This window comes from Pseudomonas sp. IAC-BECa141, from assembly GCF_020544405.1.
Lineage (GTDB): Bacteria > Pseudomonadota > Gammaproteobacteria > Pseudomonadales > Pseudomonadaceae > Aquipseudomonas.
In genome coordinates, this window is sequence record NZ_CP065410.1 from 3,315,122 (window position 1) to 3,337,183 (window position 22,062).

Annotated in this window: 17 protein-coding genes; 13 read left to right on the forward strand and 4 right to left on the reverse strand. The window is 61.3% G+C overall.

Annotated features, from left to right (window positions below; translation table 11 throughout):
- The first annotated feature begins 490 nt into the window (after positions 1–490).
- From I5961_RS15130 to I5961_RS15180, 11 genes are all read left to right on the forward strand, one after another.
- Entirely contained in the window at positions 491–1,561 is a 1,071-nt protein-coding gene (locus I5961_RS15130; protein ID WP_085695965.1) for a 3-deoxy-7-phosphoheptulonate synthase, read from the forward strand.
- Positions 1,562–1,985: 424 nt separating this feature from the next.
- Entirely contained in the window at positions 1,986–2,855 is an 870-nt protein-coding gene (locus I5961_RS15135) for an esterase/lipase family protein (protein ID WP_227232720.1), read from the forward strand.
- A gap of 97 nt (positions 2,856–2,952) precedes the next feature.
- On the forward strand, positions 2,953–3,234 hold the full coding sequence (locus I5961_RS15140) for a peptidylprolyl isomerase (protein WP_007952068.1): 282 nt from the start codon (positions 2,953–2,955) through the stop codon (positions 3,232–3,234).
- A 134-nt stretch (positions 3,235–3,368) separates the two neighbouring features.
- On the forward strand, positions 3,369–5,237 hold the full coding sequence (locus tag I5961_RS15145) for an extracellular solute-binding protein (RefSeq protein WP_227232721.1): 1,869 nt from the start codon (positions 3,369–3,371) through the stop codon (positions 5,235–5,237).
- Positions 5,237–6,298 (forward strand): microcin C ABC transporter permease YejB, encoded by a 1,062-nt coding sequence (locus I5961_RS15150; protein WP_085683859.1) that lies wholly within the window; start codon positions 5,237–5,239, stop codon positions 6,296–6,298. Before I5961_RS15145 ends, I5961_RS15150 begins: the two co-directional genes overlap by 1 nt.
- Positions 6,298–7,320, forward strand: a complete 1,023-nt coding sequence (locus I5961_RS15155; RefSeq protein WP_085683860.1) for an ABC transporter permease — start codon at positions 6,298–6,300, stop codon at positions 7,318–7,320. The genes I5961_RS15150 and I5961_RS15155 overlap by 1 nt, the downstream gene beginning before the upstream one ends.
- Before the next feature lie 13 nt (positions 7,321–7,333).
- A complete protein-coding gene (locus I5961_RS15160) occupies positions 7,334–8,908 on the forward strand; it encodes an ABC transporter ATP-binding protein (RefSeq protein WP_227232722.1) in 1,575 nt (524 codons plus the stop codon).
- 40 nt (positions 8,909–8,948) lie between these two features.
- Positions 8,949–10,364 carry a sigma-54 interaction domain-containing protein gene (locus I5961_RS15165; protein WP_085701919.1) on the forward strand — a complete coding sequence of 472 codons (1,416 nt, stop codon included), beginning with the start codon at positions 8,949–8,951 and terminating at the stop codon, positions 10,362–10,364.
- A gap of 274 nt (positions 10,365–10,638) precedes the next feature.
- Positions 10,639–12,030, forward strand: coding sequence for a GntP family permease (locus I5961_RS15170; protein ID WP_085701918.1), 1,392 nt, complete (start codon positions 10,639–10,641; stop codon positions 12,028–12,030).
- A gap of 7 nt (positions 12,031–12,037) precedes the next feature.
- Positions 12,038–12,811, forward strand: coding sequence for a 3-hydroxybutyrate dehydrogenase (hbdH, locus tag I5961_RS15175; protein ID WP_007952053.1), 774 nt, complete (start codon positions 12,038–12,040; stop codon positions 12,809–12,811).
- A 63-nt stretch (positions 12,812–12,874) separates the two neighbouring features.
- Positions 12,875–14,830, forward strand: coding sequence for an acetoacetate--CoA ligase (locus I5961_RS15180; RefSeq protein ID WP_227232723.1), 1,956 nt, complete (start codon positions 12,875–12,877; stop codon positions 14,828–14,830).
- A 6-nt stretch (positions 14,831–14,836) separates the two neighbouring features.
- Here the strand turns inward: I5961_RS15180 and I5961_RS15185 are convergent, their stop codons facing one another.
- A complete protein-coding gene (locus tag I5961_RS15185; protein ID WP_085701916.1) occupies positions 14,837–15,946 on the reverse strand; it encodes a PilT/PilU family type 4a pilus ATPase in 1,110 nt (369 codons plus the stop codon).
- Between the two features lie 127 nt (positions 15,947–16,073).
- Between I5961_RS15185 and I5961_RS15190 the strand changes: the two genes are divergently transcribed.
- The gene (locus I5961_RS15190) at positions 16,074–18,611 is read left to right on the forward strand and encodes a PAS domain-containing sensor histidine kinase (protein WP_227232724.1); all 2,538 of its coding nucleotides are present in this window, start codon (positions 16,074–16,076) and stop codon (positions 18,609–18,611) included.
- A gap of 50 nt (positions 18,612–18,661) precedes the next feature.
- Positions 18,662–18,937 carry a peptidylprolyl isomerase gene (locus tag I5961_RS15195; RefSeq protein ID WP_085695956.1) on the forward strand — a complete coding sequence of 92 codons (276 nt, stop codon included), beginning with the start codon at positions 18,662–18,664 and terminating at the stop codon, positions 18,935–18,937.
- A 113-nt stretch (positions 18,938–19,050) separates the two neighbouring features.
- Here I5961_RS15195 and I5961_RS15200 read toward each other — a convergent pair whose 3' ends face one another.
- The 3 genes from I5961_RS15200 to I5961_RS15210 are packed head-to-tail and all read right to left on the reverse strand — an operon-like array spanning position 19,051 to position 22,007.
- On the reverse strand, positions 19,051–19,983 hold the full coding sequence (locus tag I5961_RS15200; protein ID WP_227232725.1) for a sugar kinase: 933 nt from the start codon (positions 19,981–19,983) through the stop codon (positions 19,051–19,053).
- Positions 19,983–21,203 carry an amino acid deaminase gene (locus tag I5961_RS15205; protein ID WP_227232726.1) on the reverse strand — a complete coding sequence of 407 codons (1,221 nt, stop codon included), beginning with the start codon at positions 21,201–21,203 and terminating at the stop codon, positions 19,983–19,985. The genes I5961_RS15200 and I5961_RS15205 overlap by 1 nt, the downstream gene beginning before the upstream one ends.
- Positions 21,204–21,242: 39 nt before the next feature.
- Positions 21,243–22,007, reverse strand: a complete 765-nt coding sequence (locus I5961_RS15210; protein ID WP_085695953.1) for an IclR family transcriptional regulator — start codon at positions 22,005–22,007, stop codon at positions 21,243–21,245.
- Between the last annotated feature and the right edge of the window lie 55 nt (positions 22,008–22,062).

Sequence of the window (22,062 nt, forward strand, 5' to 3'; positions counted from 1 at the left end):
TCGGCGCATTCTTTGGAGACAGTTCATGCTCAACACCCTCTCACAGCTTCGTACCGCCAGCGCCTCGCGCTCGGTTGCGGCTGCCCGGGTGAACGGCGCCTGCGCTCCTGCAAGCTTTTATTTTGGGTATTGGTTTAGCCACTGGCGCGCCTGATACCCACACGGCGCCCATTTGAACGGGTCGCCTACCAGAGATTTCTCAACCCCCGGTCGGCCTCCCGACCGGGGGTTTTGTTTTTTCAGGCCCGAACTTTCTCAGCAACACATCAGACACTTTGAGGATTCAACCAATGAACTACGCCACTTATTACCGTTACGACAGTTTTACCGCCTGGCGATTTACCAGCCTCCGCTCGGGACAGCCTGCCGCCTCCGATCGGTCACCCACAGGTGGCAAGCCAACACACGTAGCCAATCCGGCCAATTGTCGAACACCCCAGTAGGGCCGAGTGAGCGGGAAATACCCGCCGTCCGCCCAGGAAGACTGAATATGAACTCGTCCGTTTCTGCTCTGCCACTGTCCACCCTGAACCCTGCCAACGAAGCACTGACCCTGCGTCTGCCGAGTTCGCTGCAACTCAAACAGCAATTGCCCCTGAGCAATGCGCTGAACCAGCAAGTCGTCGCCCACCGCCAGGCGGTCCGCGCGATTCTCGATGGCCATGATCCACGCCTGCTGGTAATCGTCGGCCCCTGCTCGATCCACGACCCCGAGTCCGCGCTTGAGTACGCCAGCAAACTTTCGCGCCTGGCCGAAGAAGTCCGTGATGACATGCTGCTCGTGATGCGTGCCTACGTCGAAAAACCTCGCACCACCGTTGGCTGGAAAGGCCTGGCCTACGACCCTCATCTCAATGGCAGCGACGACATGGCTACAGGCCTCACGCTGTCGCGCGAACTGATGCTGGAAATGATCCGCCTGGGACTGCCGATTGCCACCGAGTTGCTGCAGCCCATGGCGGCCGGGTACTTCGATGACCTGCTGAGCTGGGTTGCCATTGGCGCTCGCACGACTGAATCGCAGATCCACCGGGAAATGGCCAGCGGGCTGAGCATGCCTGTCGGTTTCAAAAACGGGACTGACGGTGGCGTGGCCGTCGCCGTTGACGCGATGCGTTCGGCAGCCCACGCCCATCGCCATTTTGGTGTAGACAGCCAGGGTCACCCGGCGATCATCCAGACCTCGGGCAATCCGGACACCCACCTGGTGCTGCGTGGTGGTCACAAAGGGCCGAATTACGACCGCAAAAGCGTTGCCATCATCAACACCGAGTTGAACCGCCTGAAAATTCCGAGCCGGATCATGGTCGATTGCAGCCATGCCAACAGCGGCAAGGACCCGCTCCGCCAGCCGGGCGTGTTCAACGATGTGCTGGAACAGCGGCTGCAAGGTAACCGCTCATTGATCGGCATGATGCTCGAGTCGCATCTGTTCGAGGGATGTCAGGCACTCAGTGAATCGCTTCGCTATGGCGTTTCGGTGACCGACGGCTGTCTTGGATTCGATGCAACAGAACGTCTGTTGCTCGGGGCCGCACAACGCATTCGACAACAAGCCTGACAATCAAGCCGCCCTCCGGTGTGTGATTCCCCCGGAGGGCGAGCCCATGTTCAACATCGACGTGTCCTCCCTGGATGCGCGGGATTCGTCCTGTTCTTTCGCTGCGCCCTTCTCTGGAAATCAAGACCTGCTCGCGAGAGCCTGCATTTAACGCGCTTGATTGATCACCCGATGTCAGCCCGACACCCGGCGAGACAGGGTGAACTGCACTGAAGCAAGTAGGCAAAAATTGGAAAAGCGCGCTCGACAAGCCGGGAACCCTCCAAATATTCAGAACCGGATCTCATTCAAAAGTGAAAATTCATACGAACTCTGATCCAGTTTCCACCGCACTAGAAAGAGTATTCAGGCATCGCCTGCGCAACGACTGTTTTAGAGTGACACGCAGACAACATCGATGAATCTCTGCGATCAAGGACGAAAAATGCAACGAAACGCCACAACTCTCTATCCCGTACTGTTGGTGCATGGTCTGTTCGGATTCGAGCGCATTGGCTCTTTCGAACTGTTCCATGACGTCAAACAGGCACTCAAGGCCGCTGGCGTTCAGGTATTTGTGCCGCACTTATCGGCCGTTCATGACAACGAAGTGCGAGGCGAGCAATTGCTCTCGCAGATCGACGCTGTGCTCCGAGGTACTGGCGCGACAAAAGTCAACCTGATCGGTCACAGCCAGGGCGCGTTGTCTGCTCGATACGCTGCAGCGCTTGCGCCACACAAGGTCGCTTCCGTGACCTCGGTCAGCGGGCCCAACCACGGTTCGGAGCTGGCCGACTTGCTGCGCCAGGCACTGATCCCCGGACGTCTGCCGGAGACCGTGGCGCAGAATGTTGCGACGTTGTTTTCCGACTTTCTTTCTTTGCTCAGCGGACACAAAAAACTGCCTCACCATGCACTGGCAGCACTCAATGCACTGACGACAGAAGGAGTCGGCCAATTCAATGACAAATACCCGCAGGGCCTTCCCGAAACCTGGGGTGGCCAGGGCGCCGAGCGAGTCGATGGCGTTCACTATTATTCGTGGAGTGGCGTTGTGCCGAAGCTGACCTTGCAGACCCTCGACCCGGTGCAGGGCATCTGCCTGGCCCTGTCGGAATATTTCATTACAGAGCCCGCGCAGAACGACGGATTCGTCGGGCGTTTCAGCTCCCACCTCGGCACCGTGATCGGTTCCGATTATCCGCTCGACCATCTGCGCAGCCTGCGTCGGGGCATCGGCCAGGGCAACACGGAGAGTGACCCGATCCAACTCTATGTCGAACACGCCTTGCGCCTGCAAGCGGCTAATCTATAGCGGCCGGTATCAGACGAGCGAATGGAACTTTGCCGAGAAATCGGCCACTGAATCCGGTAGGCTCCCCCCTTTACTGATTTGATTGGAGTGTTTCCCCATGGCTAAAGCCACTGCCCGCCACATCCTGGTTTCCAGCGAAGCCAAGTGCAACGAACTCAAGGCCCAGATCGAAGGTGGCGCCGACTTCGCCGAAGTGGCCAAGGCCAACTCCACCTGCCCATCCAGCCGTCAGGGCGGCGACCTGGGTTCGTTCGGTCCTGGCCAGATGGTCAAGGAATTCGACACCGTGGTATTCAGCGCGCCGATCAACGTCGTGCAAGGCCCGGTGAAGACCCAGTTCGGCTACCACCTGCTGGAAGTGACCAGCCGTCAGGACTGATTTCAGCCCGACCTGCTGCGCAACGGCCCGCCTGATGGCGGGCCGTTTTGTTTCGATTACACCACACCGCTGGCGAACGACGCGCCGCTCGCGTACAAATTGCGCTTATCGATTACCCGGCTTTAAGGCTGACAATGCGACTGGCTTTCCCGACATTGATGTTCACTGCCGTGACCCTGCTGCTGGGGATCACCGGTGTGGACGCCGCACCGCAGCATGCGATGACCGTTTATGGCGAACCGGCAAAGTACCCGCCCGGCTTCAGTCACTTCGATTACACCAACGCCCGGGCACCCAAGGGCGGAACGATGCGCCGCTCGGCCATCGAGATCGGCCACTTCGACCATGTCCTGCCGTATATCGACAAAGGCATCGGCGTCAGCCAGATCGACGGCCTGCTGTACTCCCCGTTGGCCCAGCGCTCGCTCGACGAGCCTTACACCGTATACGGTCTGGTGGCGCAGAAAATGGAACGCTCGGATGACGGCCTGTCCCTGCGCTTCTTCATCAATCCCAAGGCCCGCTTCGCAGATGGCAAGCCGATCACCGCCGAAGACGTTCGCTACACCTATGACTTGCTGATGACCCAGGGCAGCCTGCGTTATCGCACCCAGTTCGCCGACGTCAAAGGCGTCGAAGTCGAAGCGCCACTCACCGTGCGCTTCGATTTCAGGAGCAACGAGAACCGCACCCTGCCGCTGGACATCGCGACCCTGCCGGTATTTCCCGAACATTGGTGGAAAACCCGTGATTTTGCCGGCGGTGGCGGCTATGAACCGCCGCTGGGCAGCGGCCCGTATCGAGTCGGCAAGGTCGACTCCGGGCGCAGCATCACCTTTGAACGCAATCCCGACTGGTGGGGCAAGGACCTGCCGGTCAGCCGTGGCCTCTACAACTTCGATCACTTCAGCATCGAGTACTTCGGCGACACCGACGTCGCCCGCCAGGTCTTGCGTGGTGGCGCCTACGACTACAACCGTGAGTTCTCCGCCACTGGCTATTCCATCGGCTATGACAGCCCGGCCCTGAGCGACGGTCGCCTGCAAAAGGCGCATCTGGCCACCGAGGCGCCGCAGTCGGCCCAGGGATTCGTGTTCAATCTGCAAAAGCCGATGTTTCAGGATCGCCGCGTTCGCCAGGCACTGGCCATGCTCTGGGATTTCGAGTGGAGCAACCGGCAGATGATGCGCAACATGTACATCCGCCAGCAGAGTTACTTCTCCAACACCGAACTGGCCGCCCGCAAGCTGCCGGATGCTGCCGAGCTGAAGATTCTCGAACCCTTGCGCGGACAGATTCCCGACGAAGTATTCACCCAGGTCTTCGAAGCACCGAAGACCGATGGCAGCGGCCTTATCCGCGACAAACAGCTGCAAGCGCTGGAGCTGCTGGAGCAGGCCGGCTGGAAACCTGATGGCGACCAGTTGGTCAACGACCGTGGCGAACCCTTGAGCTTCACCTTCCTGGTCAGCCAGAACGGCATGGATCGCCTGCTGCTGCCATACAAGCGCACGCTGAAGCAGATCGGCATCAACCTCGACATCCGTCGCATCGATTCCTCGCAATACGTCAACCGCCTGATGAGCCGCGACTACGACATGATCGTCACCGGTTACCCGGTCACCACCTCCCCCGGCGGCGAACTGTTGAACTACTTCGGTTCGGCGTCGGCCAACGACCCGGGCGCCAACAATTACATGGTGCTGAAGAACCCGGCGGTCGACACCTTGATCAACGGCCTGATTCGCGCCTCGACCCAGGCCGACATGTTGCGTTATGCCCATGCGCTGGACCGGGTGCTGCAATGGAACTACTACTGGATTCCCAACTATTACCCGCCGGGCACGTCGACCGTGTGGTGGAACCGTTTCGGCATTCCCACCGTGCAGGCGAGCAATGACGAAGCGATCGAGAGCTGGTGGGAAATCAGCAGTACACCGCTGACCAACCAGCAGATGACGGCCGAGAAAATCAGCCGTGGCAGACCCGGAGGGCCGCACTGATGTGGGCTTACATACTGCGGCGCCTGCTGCTGATCATTCCGACGCTGGTGATCATTCTGCTGGTCAACTTCGTAATCATCCAGGCTGCGCCGGGTGGCCCGGTGGAACAGGCCATCGCCCACTTGCAAGGCATCGGCGGCGCCAGCGTCGGCGGCGGTGCGAGCGAAACCATGAGCGGCACGTCTCGCGCCAGTCGCGGGCTTGATCCGCAACTGATCAAGGACATCGAAAAGCAGTACGGCTTCGACAAACCGGCCCACGAACGCCTGTGGCTGATGCTCAAGAACTATGCGCAGCTGGATTTCGGCAAGAGTTTCTTCCGTGGCGCAACGGTCACCGACCTGATCCTGCAGAAAATGCCGGTGACCATCTCCCTCGGACTATGGGCCACCCTGATCACCTATCTGGTGTCGATCCCGTTGGGCATCCGCAAAGCCGTGCACCACGGCAGTCATTTCGATATCTGGAGCAGCACGGCGATCATCATCGGCTACGCCATGCCGGCATTCCTGTTCGCGATGTTCCTGATCGTGGTGTTTGCCGGCGGCACTTCGCTGAACTGGTTCCCGGTGCGCGGTCTGGTGTCCGACAACTTCGAATCACTGTCGACGCTGGGCAAGATCGCCGACTACTTCTGGCACCTTGTGTTGCCAGTCACGGCGCTGGTGATCGGCGGCTTTGCCACCCTGACCATCCTCACCAAGAACTCGTTCCTCAATGAGATCACCCGCCAATACGTGGTCACCGCGCGCGCCAAAGGCCTGAGCGAAAACCGGGTGCTCTATGGACACGTGTTCCGCAACGCGATGCTGCTGGTGGTGTCGGGCATTCCCCAGGCGTTCATCAGCGTGTTCTTTGCCGGTTCGTTGCTGATCGAAGTGATCTTCTCCCTCGACGGCCTCGGGCGCATGAGTTACGAAGCCGCCGTGTCCCGTGACTACCCGGTGGTGTTCGGTTCGCTGTTCATCTTCACCCTGTTCGGCCTCCTGATAAAACTGATCGGCGACCTGTGCTACACGCTGGTCGACCCGCGCATCGACTTCGCCGCGAGGAATGCCTGATGTTCAAGCTCTCGCCTCTGGGCCGTCGCCGCTTCGAACGCTTCAAGAAAAACCGCCGGGGCTGGTGGTCGCTGTGGTTGTTCATTGGTCTGTTCGTGATCAGCCTCGGTGGTGAATTGATCGCCAACGACAAGCCGCTGATCGTCAGTTATCAGGGCCAATGGTACTTCCCGGTGTTCAAGCGCCATACCGAACAGGAGTTCGGCGGACAACTGCCGTTCCAGGCCGACTACCGCAGCGATTACGTGCAGAAGCTGATCCGCAAGGACGGTGGCTGGCTGCTGTTTCCGCCGATTCCGTTCAGTGACGACACCCCGAACTACGACCTCAACAAACCGGCACCGAGCCCGCCGACTTCGGTCAACTGGCTGGGCACCGACGATCAGGCGCGCGACGTACTGGCTCGGGTGATCTTCGGCGCGCGGGTGTCGATCCTGTTCGCCCTGATGCTGACTTTCGTCAGCGCCCTGATCGGCATCGCGGCCGGTGCCCTGCAGGGTTATTACGGGGGCTGGGTCGATCTGCTTGGCCAGCGTTTGCTGGAAGTCTGGTCGGGATTGCCGGTGCTTTACCTGCTGATCATTCTCTCGGGATTCGTCGAGCCCAACTTCTGGTGGCTGCTGGGGATCATGGCGCTGTTTTCCTGGCTGGCGCTGGTGGACGTGGTACGCGCCGAGTTTCTGCGCGGGCGCAACCTCGAGTACGTCAAGGCTGCGCGGGCTCTGGGTTTGAGTGATCGCAAAGTGATTGTCCGGCACATCCTGCCCAACGCGATGAACGCGACCCTGAGCTACCTGCCTTTCATTCTGACCGGGGCGATTTCCACCCTGACCGCGCTGGATTTCCTCGGCTTCGGCATGCCCGCCGGCAGCGCGTCACTGGGCGAGTTGATCGGTCAGGGCAAGCAGAACCTGCAAGCGCCGTGGCTCGGATTGACCGCGTTTTTCACCCTGGCGCTGATTCTTTCTCTGTTGGTATTCATCGGCGAAGCGCTGCGCGATGCCTTTGACCCGCGCTCATGAACGGACCTTTGATATGACTGACAACCTGATCGAAATCCGTGACCTCAGCGTCGCCTTCCATGGCCAGACCGTGGTGCGCAACCTGTGCCTGGACATTCGCCCCGGCGAGTGCCTGGCACTGGTCGGCGAGTCGGGCTCGGGCAAGTCGGTGACCGCCCATTCGATTCTGCAACTGCTCCCGGAATGCGATGCCCGGACTACCGGCAGCATTCGCTATCGTGGCCAGGAACTGGTCGGCGCCGACCCCAAGACCCTGCGCGATCTGCGCGGCAACCGCATCGCCATGATTTTCCAGGAGCCGATGACCTCGCTCAATCCGTTGCACACGATTGAAAAACAGATCGGCGAAACCCTGTTGCTGCACCGTGGCCTCGGCGGCAAGGAAGCTCAGGCGCGGATCCTCGAACTGCTCGAACTGGTGGGCATCCAGAAGCCGAAAGAGCGACTGAAGGCTTATCCGCATCAGTTGTCCGGCGGCCAGCGCCAGCGAGTCATGATTGCGATGGCCCTGGCCTGCGAACCCGAATTGCTGATCGCCGACGAGCCGACCACCGCCCTCGATGTGACCGTACAGCGCAAGATCCTGTTGCTGCTCAAATCCCTGCAACGGCGCCTGGGGATGTCGCTGCTGCTGATCAGCCATGACCTCAATCTGGTGCGCAGCATTGCCCAGCGGGTATGCGTGATGAAGGCCGGCGAAATCGTCGAGCAGGCGCCGTGCGAAACCCTGTTCACCGAACCGCAACACCCTTACAGCTGCGTGTTGCTCAACGCCGAACCGGAGGGCGAGGCGCTGCCCCGGGACGAACGTGAAAACGTGCTGGAAGTCGATGATCTGCGAGTCGACTTTACGGTGGGCGGCGGACTGTTCCGGCGCAAGCAATACCTGCGCGCGGTGGACGGCATCAGCCTGAACATCCAGCGCGGCAAGACTTTGGGCATCGTCGGCGAATCCGGCTCGGGCAAATCGACTCTCGGCCAGGCGATCCTGCGCCTGCTCGACTCCAAGGGCAGTATTCGCTTCCAGGGCACGGCACTTGACGGTCTCGACCAGAAGCAGATGCGGCCATGGCGCCGGCAGATGCAGGTGGTGTTTCAGGATCCGTTCGGCAGCCTCAGCCCGCGCATGTCGGTAGCGCAGATCATCAGCGAAGGGCTGGAAGTGCATTGCCAGTCCACCGCCGACGAGTGCGACGACCAGGTGATCCGCGTGCTCAAGGAGGTCGGGCTCGATCCCGAAAGCCGTCATCGCTACCCCCATGAGTTTTCCGGCGGCCAGCGTCAGCGCATTGCCATTGCCCGGGCGCTGGTATTGAAGCCTGCATTGATCCTGCTCGACGAGCCGACTTCGGCGCTGGATCGCACCGTGCAGAAACAGGTGGTCGCCCTGCTCCGCCAGCTTCAGGAAAAACACGGCCTGACGTACCTGTTCATCAGCCACGATCTTGCAGTGGTACGCGCCCTCGCCCACGACATGATCGTGATCAAGGACGGCAAGGTAGTCGAAAGTGGCGCCAGCCATGACGTATTCGACTCACCGCAGCACCCGTACACCAAAGAGCTGTTGGCCGCAGCGCATCCGGGATAGGCATAATCGCGCCACCTGACTTCCGCCAATGGACGCCGCCATGAACACCACCGAAAGCCTCAAGGATTACCAACGGGTTCGCACGCTGGCCATCCGTTCGTTGTTCGAGATCATCGAGCAGTCCAGTGAAGGCACGGTGATTGTCGACCGCGACGCGAACATCGTCTGGATGAACGAGCGCTACGCCCGACGTTTTGGTCTCGACTCTGCGGCCGGCGCCATCGGCAAACCCTGCGAAAGCGTAATCCCCGGCAGCCTGCTGCGCGAAGTGGTGCGCACCGGGCGGCCAATCCTGCTGGACATGCAGGACACCCCGAAAGAACCGCTGGTGGTGATGCGCCTGCCGATCCACGACGACGCCGGCGCGGTGATCGGCGCCATCGGTTTTGCCCTGTTTGACGAATTGCGCACCCTCTCGCCGATGCTCAAGCGCTACCTGAGCATGCAGGAAGAACTGGCCTCGACCCGCTCGCTGCTGCGTGCCCGGCAGACCAAATACAACTTTGCCCATTTCATCGGCACCAGCGCTGCCAGCCTCGAGGTCAAGCGCCGTGCCCGTCGCAGCGCCAGTGCCGAGTCGCCGGTTCTGTTGCTGGGCGAGACCGGCAGCGGCAAGGAGTTGCTGGCTCAAGCGATCCACGGCGCCTCGCCTCGTGCGCACAAAGCCTTCGTCAGCATCAACAGCGCAGCGATTCCCGAGGCGCTGCTCGAGGCCGAGTTCTTCGGAACGGCTCCCGGCGCCTTCACCGGTGCCGACCGCAAGGGCCGCACCGGCAAGTTGCAGATTGCTCAGGGCGGGACGCTGTTTCTCGACGAGATCGGCGACATGCCTCTGCCGCTGCAAAGCAAATTGCTGCGGGTGCTGCAGGAAAAGGAGTTCGAACCTGTCGGCTCCAACGACGTGATCCAAAGCGATGTGCGAGTGATTGCGGCAACGTCGACAGACCTGGAAGCGGCGATCAAGCGCGGCGAGTTCCGAGCGGACTTGTACTACCGGCTCAACGTGCTGCCGATTCAGGTGCCCCCACTGCGCGAACGGCTGGACGATCTGCCGGCGCTCAGTGAAGCGATTCTTGAAGAGCTGCGCAGTCAACACGAGCTGAATCGCGAAGCGCTGGAGCTGCTGGGTCAGCATGCCTGGCCGGGGAATATCCGCGAGCTGCGCAATGTGCTGGAACGAGCGGCGTTGCTCAGTGATGACTTGATGCTGACGGCGGATGACATTCGTGCGGCGATTGGCACGTTTACACCGGTTGAACGGACGCTGGCGCCTCTGTCAGAGCCGCTAACCAGCGAGACCTTCAGTCAGGCCCGTGAGCGGTTTGACCGGCAGTTGATTCAGTCCACCCTCGCGCAATGCGGGGGCAAGGTGATCGAGGCGGCTGAGAGGCTCGGGCTTGGACGCTCGACGCTTTACAAGAAGATGATTGCGCTGGGCATTGCAGAGTCTCAATAGAGAGACATAAATCTCCGTAACGGGACAAGATCAAAAGCTTCGCGAGCAAGCTCGCTCCCACAGGAGATATGGGTATCCATGTGGGAGCGGGCTTGCCCGCGAAAGCGTCCTCACAGCCATAGAAGTCTCAAAACAGAGACAAAACCTCGAAAACCACCACCAAACATCAACTTAATTCCTTTTATTTCAACAACTTAACCATCTGGCACAGATCTCGCTATAGCCCTTCCCACACCCGTTTCACCCACAAAAATAACAATCGAAGGAGCACACCATGAGTGTGATCATCGCCTTGGCAGCCCTGGCGCTGCTGATGCTTGCGGCCTACCGTGGCTACAGCGTTATCCTCTTTGCCCCGATCGCCGCCCTCGGCGCCGTACTGCTCACCGACCCTTCCGCAGTCGCCCCAGCTTTCACCGGGGTGTTCATGGAGAAAATGGTCGGCTTCATCAAACTCTACTTTCCCGTGTTCCTGCTCGGCGCCGTGTTCGGCAAGCTGATCGAGCTGTCGGGTTTCTCCCGCTCGATTGTCGCAGCAGCGATTCGCTTGCTCGGCACCCGCCAGGCGATGCTGGTGATCGTGCTGGTCTGTGCCCTGCTCACCTACGGCGGCGTTTCGCTGTTCGTGGTGGTGTTCGCGGTTTACCCGTTCGCGGCGGAAATGTTTCGCCAGAGCAATATCCCCAAACGCCTGATCCCGGCGACCATCGCCCTCGGCGCGTTCTCGTTCACCATGGACGCCCTGCCCGGCACGCCGCAGATCCAGAACATCATCCCCAGCACCTTCTTCAACACCACCGCGTGGGCGGCGCCGTGGCTGGGCGTGATCGGCACGATTTTCGTGTTCTGCGCCGGCATGCTGTTCTTGCAGCGCCAACGCAACAAAGCTCACCGTGCGGGTGAAGGCTACGGCACCGAACTGCGCAACGAACCGGAAACCGCCGAAGACCTCAAACTGCCGAACCCCTGGATTGCTCTTTCGCCGCTGCTGGCGGTGGGCATCATGAATCTGCTGTTCACCCAGTGGATTCCACAGTGGTACGGCAAAACCCACAGCCTCGCGCTGCCGGGCATGGCCGCGCCGGTCACCACCGAAATCGCCAAACTGACGGCGATCTGGGCGGTGCAAGCGGCTTTGCTGGTGGGCATCCTGATGGTGCTGGCATTCGGTTTTAAAGCCATCAAAAGCAAGCTCGCCGAGGGCAGCAAAAGCGCGGTCAGCGGTGCGCTGCTGGCGGCGATGAATACCGCGTCGGAATACGGTTTCGGCGCTGTCATCGCTTCGTTGCCGGGGTTTCTGGTGCTGGCCGACTGGCTCAAGAGCATTCCCAATCCACTGGTCAACGAAGCGATCACCGTGACCTTGCTGGCGGGTATCACCGGCTCCGCTTCGGGCGGCATGAGCATCGCGCTGGCCGCGATGTCCGAACAATTCATCAGCGCCGCCCACGCCGCCAATATTCCGCTGGAGGTGCTGCACCGGGTGGCCGCAATGGCCAGCGGCGGCATGGACACCCTGCCGCACAACGGCGCGGTGATCACCCTGCTCGCCGTCACCGGCCTGACTCACCGTGAGGCCTACAAGGACATTTTCTGTATTACGCTGATCAAGACCCTGGCGGTTTTCGTGGTGATCGGCACTTTCTACGCCACTGGCATTGTGTGAGGTATTGATGACGACTCTTTCTGGCAAGACCGCACTGGTTACCGGCTCCACCAGCGGCATCGGGCTGGGCATCGCCCTGACGCTGGCCAAGGCTGGCGCCAACCTGATCCTCAACGGCTTTGGCGATGCTTCAAAGGTGATTGCCGAAGTCGAACAGTTCGGCGGCAAAGTCGGCCATCACCCGGCGGACGTCAGCGACCCGGCGCAGATCGCCGACATGATCGCCTACGCCGAACGCGAATTCGGCGGCGTGGATATTCTGGTCAATAACGCCGGCATCCAGCACGTTGCGGCGGTTGAAGAGTTTCCTGTGGAGCGCTGGGATTCGATCATCGCGATCAACCTGTCGTCAGTGTTTCACAGCACCCGCCTGAGTTTGCCGGGCATGCGCGCCAAGGGTTGGGGCCGGATCGTCAACATCGCCTCGGTGCACGGTCTGGTCGGTTCCACCGGCAAAGCCGCGTACGTGGCAGCCAAACATGGCGTGATCGGCCTGACCAAGGTGGTCGGCCTGGAAACCGCCGCCAGCAACGTCACCTGTAACGCCATCTGCCCGGGCTGGGTGCTGACGCCACTGGTGCAGAAGCAGATCGATGATCGCGCAGCCAAGGGTGTCGACCCACAGCAGGCGCAACACGACTTGCTGGCCGAGAAGCAGCCGTCGCTGGAGTTCGTCACCCCTGCACATCTGGGTGAACTGGTGCTGTTCCTGTGCAGCGAAGCCGGTAGCCAGGTGCGTGGCGCGGCGTGGAATATCGATGGCGGGTGGCTCGCGCAGTAAGCTTGCAACTGATCGCTCCCACGTTGCGGTGGGAGCTTTCTGACAAACAATAAGAGGCAAACCATGTCCGACATTCTCTGGCAGCCCGATGGCAAACGTATTGCCCGGTCCCGCATGGACGGCTTTCGGCGCTTCATCATCCAGCGTCACCACGTGCACCTCGACGACTACCCGGCCCTGCACCAATGGTCCATCGACCAGCGCGAAGCGTTCTGGCAGGCGATCGTCGATTTTTTCGATATCCGTTTTCATACCCAGCCCGACGCCGTTCTGCGTGACGGCCTGAAAATGCCGGGTGCCCAGTGGTTTCCCGGCGCCACCCTGAACTTCGCCGAACACCTGCTGAGCCGACGCGACGATGCAATCGCCGTGATCGCCATCGGGGAAAACGGTCAGCGAGAATTGCTGACCTGGGCCGAACTGGCCCAACACGTCGCCGGGTTCCAGGCCAGCCTGCAAGCGGCCGGCGTCGTGGTCGGCGACCGGGTCGCGGCCTGCATGCCCAACACCTGGCAAACCCTGGTGGCAATGCTCGCGACCACCAGTCTCGGCGCAATCTGGTCCTGTTCCTCACCGGACTTCGGCACCCACGGGGTGATTGATCGCTTCGGCCAGATCGAACCGAAAGTGTTGATTACCTGTGCCGGTTACCGCTACGCCGGCAAAGCGATCGACCAGACCGTCAAGGTCAACGAAATCCTCGAGCAGTTGCCGTCCTTGCAACAGCTGATCATCGTGCCTTACGCACGACCTCAGGCGCAGGCCACGGATTACCGGACACCCGCCAACGTCACGCTGTGGGACGACTTCTACGAACCGGGCGATGAACCGCACTTCGTCCCGGTGCCGTTCGACCATCCGCTGTACGTGCTCTATTCGAGCGGCACCACCGGCGTACCTAAATGCATCGTTCACAGCACCGGCGGCGTGTTGCTGCAACACGCCAAGGAACACGGGCTGCATGTCGATCTGGGCCCCGGCGACCGCTTGTTCTACTACACCACTTGCGGCTGGATGATGTGGAACTGGCTGGTGTCGGCGCTGGCGGTCGGCAGCGCGGTGGTGCTGTATGACGGCTCACCGTTTTATCCGGACAACGAGCGAATGCTGGAGCTGCTGGACGACGAGCAGGTCAGCGTGTTCGGCACCAGCCCGAAATTTCTCGCGACCCTGGAAAACAGCGGCATCAAGCCCCGTGAAAGCTACGACTTGAGCCACCTGAAAACCCTGCTCTGCACCGGTTCCGCGCTGTCGCCGCAGAGTTACGACTTCGTCTATCGCGATTTCAAACCCGACGTCTGCCTGTCCTCGATGTCCGGCGGCACGGACATCGTGTCCTGCTTCGTCAACGGCAACCCGATGTCGGCAGTGCGCCGGGGCGAGATCATGGGCAAGAGTCTGGCCATGGCCGTCGAAGTGTGGAACGACGCCGGGCAGCCGGTGATTGGCGAAAAAGGTGAGTTGGTGTGCACTCGACCATTCCCGGCGATGCCCGTCGGACTCTGGAACGATCCCGACGGCGAAAAGTTGCGCAAATCCTATTTCAGCCAGTTCCCCGGCGTCTGGGCCCAGGGTGACTACGCCGAACAACTGCCCCACGGCGGCATGCTGATTCACGGCCGCTCCGACGCCGTGCTCAATCCCGGCGGCGTGCGCATCGGTACCGCTGAAATCTACCGTCAGGTGGAGAAGGTTCCGGAGGTATTGGACAGTGTCGCCATTGGCCAGCAGTGGCAGGATGACGTGCGAGTAGTGCTGTTCGTGCGCCTCAAGGAAGGCGTAACGCTGGATGAGGCGCTGCAACAGCAGATCCGCCAGGTGATCCGCGCCAACACCACACCGCGCCATGTACCGGCGAAGATCGTCGCGGTCAGCGACATTCCGCGCACCATCAGCGGCAAGGTGGTGGAGCTGGCCGTGCGTAATGTGGTGCACGGTGAGCCGGTGAAAAACACCGACGCGCTGGCCAACCCGCAAGCACTTGAGCAGTTTCGCAATCGGGTCGAACTTCGCGACTGACGCCTGTCAGTCCATCAGCCCCCACTCGCCAGTCGATGGCGGTGGGGACGACATGGTGTCGGCGTGGAGCTTCAGACGCAGGCGCAGGTTGTTGACCGAATCTGCGTTTTTCAGGGCCTCGTCTTCATCGATCACCCCTTCTGCCACCAGCGCAAACAGTGCACCGTCAAAGGTCTGCATGCCCAGTTCGGCCGATTTCTCCATGATGGTTTTCAGCTCGCCAAAGTCATTGCGCCGGATCAGGTCAGCAATCGTCGGCGTGCCGAGCATCACCTCGGCAGCGGCCCGGCGCTGACCGTCCCGGGTTCGGACCAGACGCTGGGAGACGAACGCCTTGAGGTGATTGCCCAAGGCATGCAGCAATTGTGGCCGGCGTTCTTCGGGGAAGAAATTGATGATCCGGTCCAGCGCCTGATTGGCGTTGTTGGCATGCAATGTCGACAACACAAGGTGCCCGGTTTCGGCGAAAGCCAGCGCATGTTCCATGGTCTCGCGGTCACGGATTTCGCCGATCAGCACCACGTCGGGGGCCTGGCGCAGGGTGTTTTTCAGCGCAGCGTGAAAGCTGCGCGTGTCGACTCCGACTTCGCGCTGGTTGATGATCGACTTCTTATGGCGATGGATGTATTCCACCGGGTCTTCAATGGTGATGATGTGACCGCTGCTGTGGCGATTGCGATGATCGATCAGCGCCGCCAGCGACGTGGATTTACCCGAGTCGGTGGCGCCGACGAACAGGATCAGCCCTTGCTTGAGCATCACCGATTCGAGCAATACCGACGGCAGTTTCAAGTCTTCGAATCGCGGAATATCGAGTTTGACGTTACGGATCACGATTGACACGTCGTTGCGTTGCTTGAAGATATTCACCCGAAAGCGACCGATGCCGGTGCGGGAAATCGCCAGGTTCATTTCCAGATCCCGGTCGAACTCCCGACGTTGTTCAGCGTCCATCAGGGAAGCTGCGACAGTGGCCACCTCACCGGGTTTGAAGGGCTGCTCGCTCAACGGCGTCAACACCCCGTCGAACCGCGCACTGGGCGGTGCGCCCGTGGACAGGAACAGATCCGAACCGTGGCGGCTCGCCAGTTGTTTGAGCAATGCATCGATTTCCATGGCCTAAAGCACCTGCGAAGCTTTCAATGAACACAAGACCGTGCGTCGTGACGCGACGGGTCTTACAGCGTCTACCGCACTAGGATAGTAGACGCCGCCTCACCGACCGATGTTCAGGATTGATGTGATGAACGCTGTACCAAACACCAACGACGCCCAGGCATTGATTGCCCGCACCGACTGGAGTCGCAGCCCGCTGGGCAGCGCCGACACCTGGCCACAAAGCCTGCGCACCGCGGTGGACATCGTGATTCACTCGCCGATGCCGATGCTGCTGTTGTGGGGCCCGCAACTGACCCAGATCTACAACAACGGCTTTGCGCTGCTCGCCGGGAGCAAACATCCGCACGCTTTCGGACAGCCGGCGCACCAGATATGGCCGGAACTTCGGGACTTTACCGACCCGATTTACAGCGCCGTCCTACAAGGCCAGGTGCGAACCTACAGCGAACGACGCTTTACCCTGCAACGGGACGGCAAGGATTCCGACTTCTGGCTGGATCTGACCTACAGCCCGATCCGCGACGAAAGCGCGCAAGTGGCCGGGATCCTGGTCACCGCCATTGAAACCAACGAACGCCGACGCATCGCCCTGGAACTGCAGCAGCGCTCCGAAGACAGCCTCAAGGCCCAGCGCGAAAGCGAAGAGCGCCTGCAACTGGCGCTGGCGGCCACCGATGCGGTCGGCACCTGGGATTGGGATATCGGCGAAGACCGCTTCATCGCCGACGCGCATTTCGCCCAGTTGCATGGGGTCGACCCAGCGCTGGCCGGACAATTGCCGATCAGTGAATACCTGCACGGCGTGCACCCCGAAGACCGCGCGCTGATCGCCCGCAGCATCAAGCATTGCATCACCCACGGCACCGAATACGCCGAGGAGTATCGACTGCTGCAAGCCAATGGCGAGCTGCGCTGGGTGTTCGCCCGCGGGCGCTGCTACAAGGATCATCATGGCCGGCCGATGCGTTTTCTGGGCGCCGCGCTGGATTTGACCGAACGCAAACACACCGAACAGGCACTGCGTCAAAGCCAGACCGAGCTGCAACTGATCATTAACGCCATGCCGATTCTGATCAGCTACGTCGACCACGAACAACGCTTTCGCCTGAACAACGCCGCGTACCTGGACTGGTACGGGCTCACGCCGCAAGAGCTGTACGGCCGCACGATCCGCGAAGTGATCGGCGAAGAGGCCTATTTCCTGCGGGCGCCGTACATTGCCGAAGCGCTCGCCGGCCAACCCTGCTCGTTCAGTCTGTACACGCCACACCGCGACGGCAGTCAGCGGCATGCCTTGATGAATTACCTGCCACGCCACGGCGCGGACGGCGCGGTGAACGGTTTCTACATCTTCGTGATCGACGAGACCGAACGTAAAAAAACCGAAGAAGCCCTGCGTAACCTCAACGAAACCCTTGAGGAACGCGTGAGTGCGCGCACCGAACAACTGGCCCAGGCCAACCAGCGTTTGCAGAATGAAATGTTCGAACGCGAGCGTGCCGAAGACGCCCTGCGCCACGCGCAGAAAATGGAAGCGGTGGGCCAGCTCACCGGCGGCATCGCCCATGACTTCAACAACATGCTGACCGGAATCATCGGCAGCCTCGACCTGATGCAACGCTATATCGCCAGCGGCCGCACCGATGAAATCAGCCGCTTCACCGATGCGGCAGTGTCCTCGGCCAACCGCGCGGCGGCGCTGACCCACCGTCTGCTGGCGTTCTCCCGGCGTCAGTCGCTGGATCGCAAGACTATCGACGTCAACGAGCTGGTCCATTCACTTGAAGACCTGATCCGCCGCACCAAGGGCGATCCGATCGAGCTCAAGTTGCGCCTGGCCGACCATGTCTGGTCCGTCAGCACTGACGTCAGTCAACTGGAAAACGCCCTGCTCAACCTGGTGATCAACGCCCGTGATGCCATGCCCGACGGCGGCGAGCTGCTGATCGAAACGGCCAACGTTTACCTCGACGGCAACGACATCACCACACTCGAACCGGTCAAGGCCGGCGACTACCTGATGCTCGCGGTGAGCGACAACGGCACCGGCATGACGCCGTCGGTGCGCTCGAAAGCCTTCGATCCGTTCTTCACCACCAAGCCGATCGGCCAGGGCACCGGGCTCGGGTTGTCGATGATTTATGGCTTCGCCCAGCAATCCGGCGGGCACGTCAGCCTCGACAGCCTGCCGGGCCAGGGCACCTGCGTGCGCCTGTACCTGCCGCGTTTGCATGCACTGGAACCGGAGCGGCCGGAGATCGAAACAGTCACCGAGACCCCTGCTGTCGCCACCGGCGAAACCGTGGTGGTGGTCGAGGACGATCCGGCGGTGCGCATGCTGGTCTTGGACCTGCTCAAGGAGCTGGGTTTTCACGCCCATGAGGCCGAAGACGCCAAGGGTGCCTTGCCGCTACTCGAATCGGACCTGCGGGTGGACCTGCTGGTGACCGACGTCGGCCTGCCGGGCATGAACGGCCGGCAAATGGCGGAGATCGCTCGCCAGCATCGTCCGGGGCTCAAAGTGTTGTTCATGACCGGTTACGCGCAGAAAGCCGCCGAGCGTCAGGGCTTTCTCGAGGACGGCATGGACATGGTCGCCAAGCCGTTTTCCATCGAACAGCTGGCCGGCAAGATCCGCGCGATGTTCAGCCAAACCCCGTGACTTGAGGCATAATCCGCGCCCCGCCGTCACCCCGCTACAGGTATTGCACGATGAAAGCCCAAGCCCGCCACATTCTGGTGAAGACCGCCGAAGAGGCTGAAAAACTCAAACAACGCATCGCCAACGGTGAAGCATTCGATGTGCTGGCGAAGAAATTTTCGACCTGTCCGTCCGGCAAGCGTGGCGGCGATCTGGGTGAAGTGCGGCCGGGTCAGATGGTCGGTGCGATCGATGCGGTGATCTTCAAGAAACCGCTGCGCACCGTGCACGGGCCGATCAAGAGCAAGTTCGGGTATCACCTGGTGCAGGTGTTTTTCCGCGACTGAGTGATTGACTTCGGGAGCAAGCTCGCTCCCACAAAGTATCTGTGAACGACACCAAACACTGTGGGAGCGAGCTTGCTCGCGATCCGATTGCGCAGCAATCGGCCATTCACCGATTACTTCGGAATCAGAGCTCCGGGTACTTGAATAACCCGGCTCGCTAGCAGATGGCCGGCCTGCGCCGCTTCCGTCGGGCTCCCTCCAAGCAAGCGACTGGCCAGATACGCCGCACTGAACGAATCCCCTGCCGCCGTGGTGTCCACCACCTTCTCGACCTTCTGCGCCGGGACTTCAAACGCTTCCCCGTCACAACGGATCAGACAGGCTTCGGCGCCGCGCTTGAGCACCACTTCCGGCGTGCCGATCTGCGCGTACGCTTCAAACACCGCCTCACAGTCCTCGAAATGGAACAGCGCCTGCTCGTCGTCCACCGTCAGCAACGCCAGATCGACATGAGGCAACACGCTGCGATAGGCCGCCCGCGCCTCCTCCACCGAGGCCCACAGGCGTGGACGGTAGTTGTTGTCGAAGACGATTCGCGCGTCACGCTGGCGGGCTTCGATCAAGGTCTCGATCAGTTTCTCCCGCCCCCGCGCACCGAGTACCGCCAGCGTGATGCCGCTGAAATACAGCACGTCGTAATCCGGCAGCGCCGCCAGAATCGGCGTGGCCGCCGGTGTGGTAAAGCAGTCGCGAACGGCGGCCTCGTTTCGCCAATACAGAAAGCGCCGCTCCCCGGCAGCATCGGTCTGGATGCAATACAAACCGGGCAGGCGACCGGGTAGACGCTGGACGAGATCCAGACCAATGCCTTCATCGGCCCAACTGCGGCACATCGCGTCACTGAAGCTGTCATCACCCAGCGCCGTGACGTAGTCGACCTGCGCCTTGTCGCCCATGGCGCGGGACAGATAGACCGCGGTATTCAGCGTGTCACCGCCAAAGCTCTGTTGCAGGCTTCCGTCGGCACGTTGCTGTAGTTCGATCATGCATTCGCCGATCAGGGCGATGCGCGGGGTGTTCGGCCCCAATGGACTGAGCGTATTCATCAGAAGCAGGTTTCCATGGTTTCGATCACCGCCAGCTGCTCGTCCACCAGCAGCCCCACGCGCCATTTGTCGAAGGTCAGGCACGGGTGCGAAGTGCCGAAGGAAATGATGTCGCCGACGCGCAACTCGACGCCCGGCGCCACGGTCATGAACGCGTGCTGATCCATTACCGCCGTCACCTTGCAGGCGCCGACATCGTCGCCCTCCGCCGGCAGCACACCGGCCTTGTAACGCAACAGCGGCACCGGCATGCCGGCATCGAATGCCACGTCACGCTTGCCCAGAGCAATCACCGCAAAACCCGGCTCCGGCAGCGACTGCACATGGGCCCAGACCTCCAGCGCCGGGCGCAGGCCTTCGTGCAGGTCGCTGCGACGGTCGAGCACGCAGCACTGGGCTTCCTTGTAGATACCGTGGTCGTGAGCCACGTAACTGCCGGGACGCAACACGCTGAGGAAACGCCCGCCAGCGTTCTGCGCTTCGAACGATTCGGCGATCAGGTCGTACCAGGCCGACCCCGACGCAGTGATGATCGGCTTGGCGATGGCAAACGCCCCGCTGTCCTGCAACTGCACCGCCAGACGCACGAGCGAGGCGGCGAATTCACGGATGCCACTGACGGCGTGATCACCATGGATCACGCCCTCGTAACCTTCAATGCCGGTCAGGGCCAGCGCCGGCTGCGCGCCGATGGCCTTGGCCAGTTCGATGACTTCCTGCTCGCTTCGGCAACCGCAGCGGCCACCGACCACGCCGTACTCGATCATCACGTTCAGGCGTACGCCGCGTGACGCGAAATAGGCGCCCAGATCGGCAACGTTGTCCGGATGATCGACCATGCAATAGAAATCGAAGCCCGAATCGGCCGCCAGCAGGTCGGCAATCAACGCCATGTTCGGCGTGCCGACCAGTTGGTTGGCCATCAGCACCCGGCGCACGCCGTGGGCGTAAGCGGCGCGGGTCTGGGTGGCGCTGGCCAGGGTGATACCCCAGGCGCCGGCGTCGAGCTGACGACGAAACAGCGCCGGGGTCATGCTGGTCTTGCCGTGGGGCGCGAGTTCGGCGCCGCTGTCGCTGACGAATTTCTGCATCCAGCGGATGTTGTGCTCCAACGCTTCGCGGTGCAGCACCAGCGCCGGCAAGCTGATGTCACGCACCAGTTGCGCGCCGAGGGCGGCATCGCCCTTTTCCACGGCAGCAGTGTTGTTGGCAGTCGTCATGGTCGAACTCCTCACAGTCGCGCCCGCAGGCAGGCGCGGTTATTCGTTGATTCGCCGGGCGAGGCTGTTGGCGCTCTCGATCAAGACCCGGCGATAGTCGTTGTAATGGGTCTTGGCATCGGCACGCGGGGCGACGATGCACAGGGTGCAGATGGCAACGCCTTGAGGGTCTTTGACCGGGGCGGCGAAGCAATGGGTAAAGGTGTCGGCGACACTGTCGAAGGAGAAGAAACCGTCGATGCCGGCCTGACGGATTTCCGCCAGAAACGTCTCCATCGGCAGGCGTTCGCCATCGGGCAAAATGAAGTCGTCAGGGTCGATCAGGTCGCTGATCTGCTGGTCGCTCAAGTGCGCCAGCAGCAGACGCCCGGACGCGGTCCACGGGATCGGCGCGTTCTCGCCGATATCGGAAGAAATGCGGAAATGCCGCTCGCCCTCCTTCATCAGCGCCACCGTGTATTTGCGCCCGTTGAGCAGGCACATCTGCGCGGTTTCCCGGGTCTGGCTGACGATCTCCTGCAAGGCGTGATCGGCCTCGCGACTGAGGTCGAAATGCCGCAAGTGCGCCTGGCCGAGGAAATACAGCTGACGACCGAGATAGACGTGACCGTCCTTGCCCACCGGCTCCAGAATCCGCCGTTCGAGCAACGAGGCCACCAGTTCGTAGACCGTGGATTTCGGGCTGCCGATGCCGTTGGCGATGTCGTTCGGGCGCAGTGGCTGGCCGATCTCCTTGAGGAAATCGAGGATATCGAACGCCCGGTCCAGACCGCGTGCCCGGCGCTTGATGGTGTCTTCGGTCATTTCAGTGGTTCCCATTCAAAGTGCCGGGAGTTTATCGCGAAAGATCGCTCCCACG

What these genes read in the sequence shown, in the direction of transcription:
- I5961_RS15130 (WP_085695965.1), top strand. Translation starts at nt 491, where the DNA reads ATGAACTCGTCCGTTTCTGCTCTGCCACTGTCCACCCTGAACCCTGCC.
- I5961_RS15135 (WP_227232720.1), top strand. Translation starts at nt 1,986, where the DNA reads ATGCAACGAAACGCCACAACTCTCTATCCCGTACTGTTGGTGCATGGT.
- I5961_RS15140 (WP_007952068.1), top strand. Translation starts at nt 2,953, where the DNA reads ATGGCTAAAGCCACTGCCCGCCACATCCTGGTTTCCAGCGAAGCCAAG.
- I5961_RS15145 (WP_227232721.1), top strand. Translation starts at nt 3,369, where the DNA reads ATGCGACTGGCTTTCCCGACATTGATGTTCACTGCCGTGACCCTGCTG.
- I5961_RS15150 (WP_085683859.1), top strand. Translation starts at nt 5,237, where the DNA reads ATGTGGGCTTACATACTGCGGCGCCTGCTGCTGATCATTCCGACGCTG.
- I5961_RS15155 (WP_085683860.1), top strand. Translation starts at nt 6,298, where the DNA reads ATGTTCAAGCTCTCGCCTCTGGGCCGTCGCCGCTTCGAACGCTTCAAG.
- I5961_RS15160 (WP_227232722.1), top strand. Translation starts at nt 7,334, where the DNA reads ATGACTGACAACCTGATCGAAATCCGTGACCTCAGCGTCGCCTTCCAT.
- I5961_RS15165 (WP_085701919.1), top strand. Translation starts at nt 8,949, where the DNA reads ATGAACACCACCGAAAGCCTCAAGGATTACCAACGGGTTCGCACGCTG.
- I5961_RS15170 (WP_085701918.1), top strand. Translation starts at nt 10,639, where the DNA reads ATGAGTGTGATCATCGCCTTGGCAGCCCTGGCGCTGCTGATGCTTGCG.
- hbdH (WP_007952053.1), top strand. Translation starts at nt 12,038, where the DNA reads ATGACGACTCTTTCTGGCAAGACCGCACTGGTTACCGGCTCCACCAGC.
- I5961_RS15180 (WP_227232723.1), top strand. Translation starts at nt 12,875, where the DNA reads ATGTCCGACATTCTCTGGCAGCCCGATGGCAAACGTATTGCCCGGTCC.
- I5961_RS15185 (WP_085701916.1), bottom strand. Translation starts at nt 15,946, where the DNA reads ATGGAAATCGATGCATTGCTCAAACAACTGGCGAGCCGCCACGGTTCG.
- I5961_RS15190 (WP_227232724.1), top strand. Translation starts at nt 16,074, where the DNA reads ATGAACGCTGTACCAAACACCAACGACGCCCAGGCATTGATTGCCCGC.
- I5961_RS15195 (WP_085695956.1), top strand. Translation starts at nt 18,662, where the DNA reads ATGAAAGCCCAAGCCCGCCACATTCTGGTGAAGACCGCCGAAGAGGCT.
- I5961_RS15200 (WP_227232725.1), bottom strand. Translation starts at nt 19,983, where the DNA reads ATGAATACGCTCAGTCCATTGGGGCCGAACACCCCGCGCATCGCCCTG.
- I5961_RS15205 (WP_227232726.1), bottom strand. Translation starts at nt 21,203, where the DNA reads ATGACGACTGCCAACAACACTGCTGCCGTGGAAAAGGGCGATGCCGCC.
- I5961_RS15210 (WP_085695953.1), bottom strand. Translation starts at nt 22,007, where the DNA reads ATGACCGAAGACACCATCAAGCGCCGGGCACGCGGTCTGGACCGGGCG.